This is a genomic window from Pseudomonas sp. B414 (genome assembly GCF_055408445.1).
In genome coordinates, this window is record NZ_JBUZTQ010000068.1 from 1 (window position 1) to 4,003 (window position 4,003).

General features: G+C 55.3%; 3 protein-coding genes. 1 reads left to right on the plus strand and 2 read right to left on the minus strand.

What is annotated here, in order from left to right; genetic code table 11:
- Nucleotides 1–128 precede the first annotated feature (128 nt).
- Both ACZRMH_RS25635 and ACZRMH_RS25640 read right to left on the minus strand, forming a co-directional pair.
- Nucleotides 129–665 carry a CS1 type fimbrial major subunit gene (locus ACZRMH_RS25635; protein WP_464015796.1) on the minus strand — a complete coding sequence of 179 codons (537 nt, stop codon included), beginning with the start codon at nt 663–665 and terminating at the stop codon, nt 129–131.
- Between the two features lie 62 nt (nt 666–727).
- The gene (locus tag ACZRMH_RS25640; protein WP_464015797.1) at nt 728–1,489 is read right to left on the minus strand and encodes a hypothetical protein; all 762 of its coding nucleotides are present in this window, start codon (nt 1,487–1,489) and stop codon (nt 728–730) included.
- Between the two features lie 580 nt (nt 1,490–2,069).
- Between ACZRMH_RS25640 and leuA the strand changes: the two genes are divergently transcribed.
- Entirely contained in the window at nt 2,070–3,749 is a 1,680-nt protein-coding gene (gene leuA, locus ACZRMH_RS25645; RefSeq protein WP_464015798.1) for a 2-isopropylmalate synthase, read from the plus strand.
- Nucleotides 3,750–4,003 lie beyond the last annotated feature (254 nt).

A 4,003-nucleotide genomic window follows, 5' to 3' on the forward strand; every position in this document is an offset into this window, starting at 1 on the left:
TGATCGCGCGCTCTTCAACGCTGAGTTCGGAATAGGACATAGGGGCAGCACCGTACCGGAAAGGTCAGGTGTTGCACTCAGTTTTCGCGGCCGCCGAGTTTTAAAACTCAGGCATTACTAAAAACGGCTCAAGGCGTAACAGGGGGTACCGCATCAAAGGTCATATTAACGATGCCGGTGTATTCACCCGGTTGATATTCATAAGCAGGTGAGTCAAGCGCGGCAATGGTCAAATCAACACGTTTACCGGCAGCGGCTTCAGTGGCGCTGATGAACTCCTGACTGGCATGAGTCAGTTCCTTGTTATTGAAGTGTACGAAGAGAGGGATCATGCCATTGCCATTGCCACTGGACAGAAAAGCGCCTCCTGCATCGGTAATGCGCGCCGCAATGGCACCGGAGCTGTTTTTCACATCAAAGGCTTTGCGCAGGGTGCTCAACTTGCCAGTTGTTCCTCCAGTGGCATTAGGCGTCCACTCCATGCGTTGCGCCACACCGATCCAGCCGGTATCTGCGGGCACAACGTAAAAATTAATCGATGGAATACTGGCGACCAGTTGAACTTGTACTTCAACCGGATCAGCAGCGGATACCTGGGTAGCGCCCAACGTGGCAAGCAGGGCAAGGGCCAACGGGCTAACAGTTGCCATAAAAGTGCGTTGCATTTTTACTTCCTTTTTTCAAGTTTATAGTTAGGGGGTGATACATCATTGACTGCAATTAATACTCAAGCACGGGTAAAGGATATTTTCCGCTCAGCCGTGCCTTCTTGAAGTACAAAGCTATGAACTTTCTGTGGTTCTTTGGTAAAGGTGTACGTTTTACCTGGCAATACGTAGTGTTGAATGATTGACGAACACTCAGCCGTTTTTTCAACATGGCAACTTTTTACAAAATCCAGGGCAATGACACTATTACCTGCGTTATGCACGCTGTAGGTATCCTGTTCATCTTTAAGACGTGTATCGAACTTGACCTTGTCGGGCCTCACAAACAGAAGCGTGCCAAAGCCCGTCAACAAGGTGACTTGAGCGGCCAGATCCTGCTTGTAGGTCTGCTGGTCATCGGCGCTTTGATCAAAGCTGTCAGCGCTGGTCGGCAATACCGGAATAAAGCGCACGCGGTAGTAACGCTCCTGAGCCCGGCTGCCCATAAACAGCAGGCGGGTAGACTGCATGCCATTGGCCGGAATGATCATCCGTGCCGGGCTGGCCAGCAGCGTATTCTGCTCGGCCAATGGCGCAGCCGAGAGAGCTACCGGCGGCTGCTCGACGGGCTGGCCCTGGGCGTCGTAGATGATTTCCTGTACCACTACCTTAACGAAGGCGGTACTGCTGCCAGAGTTATAGATACGCTTGAGAACCGCGCTTTTACCGTCCTCCAGAAAGCCGAACATCGGCCCCGGATTGATCGAGGGTGAGGCGATTGCCGAGGCACTCAAGCCCCAGGCACAACCCATCATGAGAAAGAGATAGCTGTAAATACGCATCGTAATACCCGGCTGCTGATAACGGTTCTCTACAGAGCGTTTGTCGCTGCTGTGGAAGCGGAATCAAGTATTACGACGATTCGGGTGGTGAAGTGAAAACGCTCATCAGTGCTCACGTCTAAGCAGCGTAAAACAAGGCTTTTCACAGGTTTTCACGGTTTGTGACAGTGGCCGCTCACGGCTTCGTGGCACTGAAAGTCATGAACACCTGCAACTGCCTTCTGCAGGTACAAGCTGTACTGAACTCAATTGCCAGCCTCCAACAGCATCGGATGCGCGACCTACGGTTTGGCTGCGCAATTAACAGGATGCCAAACCATGAATCTCGCGATAAAACCCCAAATAAGTGCAAGATACGAGCAGTCCTCTCAATCTTTTTTGTTGGCTTGCCATCCTTCTCGCCAATGGTTAGGGTTGAAGGCATGAACACATCACATACCCTCATTCTGCTTCGCCAACATCGCAGCCTTTGCCTCGTCAGTGCACGACTGCAAAGCTAGTTGCGATGCCTCGCCCTTTGCTTTGTATTTTTCTGGCTGGCCGCATTTGAATAGTCGGCTCGCATACTAAGGATTGCCTGATGACCATGCTCAAAGACCCTTCTTCCAAATACCGTGCCTTCCCGGTCATTGATTTACCTGACCGTACCTGGCCTTCAAAAACCATCACCAGCGCGCCTGTCTGGTGCAGCTCCGATCTGCGCGACGGCAACCAGTCGCTGATCGAGCCGATGGATGCGGTAAAGAAGCTGCGTTTCTGGAAGACCCTGGTCAGCGTTGGCGTTAAAGAAATCGAGGCATCGTTCCCGGCAGCGTCGCAAACCGACTTTGACTTCGTGCGTACCTTGATCGAAGACGGCCATATTCCGGACGACACCACCATCCAGGTGCTGACCCAGGGCCGTGAAGACTTGATCGCGCGTACCTTCGAATCGTTGCGTGGTGCAAAAAAAGCCATTGTTCACCTGTATAACGCGACGTGCCCGGCGTTCCGCCGCATCGTGTTCAATCAGGACAAGGACGGCGTCAAGGAAATCGCGGTCAGCGCGGCCAAGCTGTTCGTCAAATACGCCGCCCAGCAGCCTGAAACCCAGTGGACCTTTGAGTACTCGCCAGAGACGTTCAGCGCCACTGAGCTGGAGTTCGCCAAGGAAGTGTGTGACGCGGTGATCGAGGTGTGGAACCCGACGCCTGAGCACAAGATGATCCTCAACCTGCCGGCCACGGTTGAGTGCGCGACCCCGAACATCTACGCTGACCAGATCGAGTGGTTCGGCCGCCATATCAACCGCCGTGACAGCGTGCTGATCAGCCTGCACACCCATAACGACCGTGGTACGGGTGTTGCTGCAACCGAACTGGGCCTGATGGCGGGTGCCGATCGCGTCGAAGGTTGCCTGTTCGGCAATGGCGAGCGTACCGGTAACGTCGACCTGGTGACCGTGGCCTTGAACATGTACACCCAGGGCCTGGACCCGCAGCTGGACTTCTCGGACATCGATGGCGTGCGCAAAGTGGTCGAAGAGTGCAACCAGATCCCGGTTCACCCGCGCCACCCGTATGTTGGCGACCTGGTCCACACCGCGTTCTCCGGCTCGCACCAGGATGCCATCCGCAAGGGTTTCGCCCAGCAAAAACCGGATGCCCTGTGGGAAGTGCCGTACTTGCCGATCGACCCGGCCGATATTGGCCGCAGCTACGAAGCCGTAATCCGGGTCAACAGCCAGTCGGGTAAAGGCGGGATTGCTTACCTGCTGGAGCAGGAATACGGCATCAGCTTGCCACGCCGGATGCAGATCGAGTTCAGCCAGGTAGTTCAGCGCGAAACTGACCGTCTGGGCCTGGAAATGACTGCTCAGCAGATTCATAGCTTGCTGCGCACCGAGTACTTGCAGGCCAATACCCCTTACGCGCTGGTCAGCCATCGTCTGCAGGAAGAGAACGGTCATAGTGCAGTTGAAGTGGAAGTGTCGGCCAAGGGCGACGGCGAAACCAACCTGCGCTGGAGCGGCAAGGGCAACGGCGCGCTGGAAGCGCTGGTAGCTGGCCTGCCGGTTAATGCCGAAATAATGGACTACAACGAACACGCGATTGGTGCTGGCACCAACGCCAAGGCTGCGGCCTACATTGAACTGCGGGTTAATGGTGGCCGTGCGGTACACGGTGTAGGCATTGATGAAAACATCACCACGGCGAGCTTCAAGGCCCTGTTCAGCGCCCTGAACCGCTCCCTGAGCGAAGCCGAGGCGAAGGCCGCGTAAGCAGATAGCCAAAAACACAAAAGCCCCCAAGGTGAGAGCCTTGGGGGCTTTTTATTGCATGTGCGAAACCTGTGAAAACACCCCCCTGTGGGAGCGGGCTTGCTCGCGATTCAAGCGACGCGGTCTGGCAGGCAGACCGCAGTGATGCCATCGCGGGCAAGCCACGCTCCCACAAGAATTGTGTCCCACGCAAATTTGATGCTTGCGGGGATTATTGTGGGAGCGGGCTTGCCCGCGATTCAGGCGACGCGGTC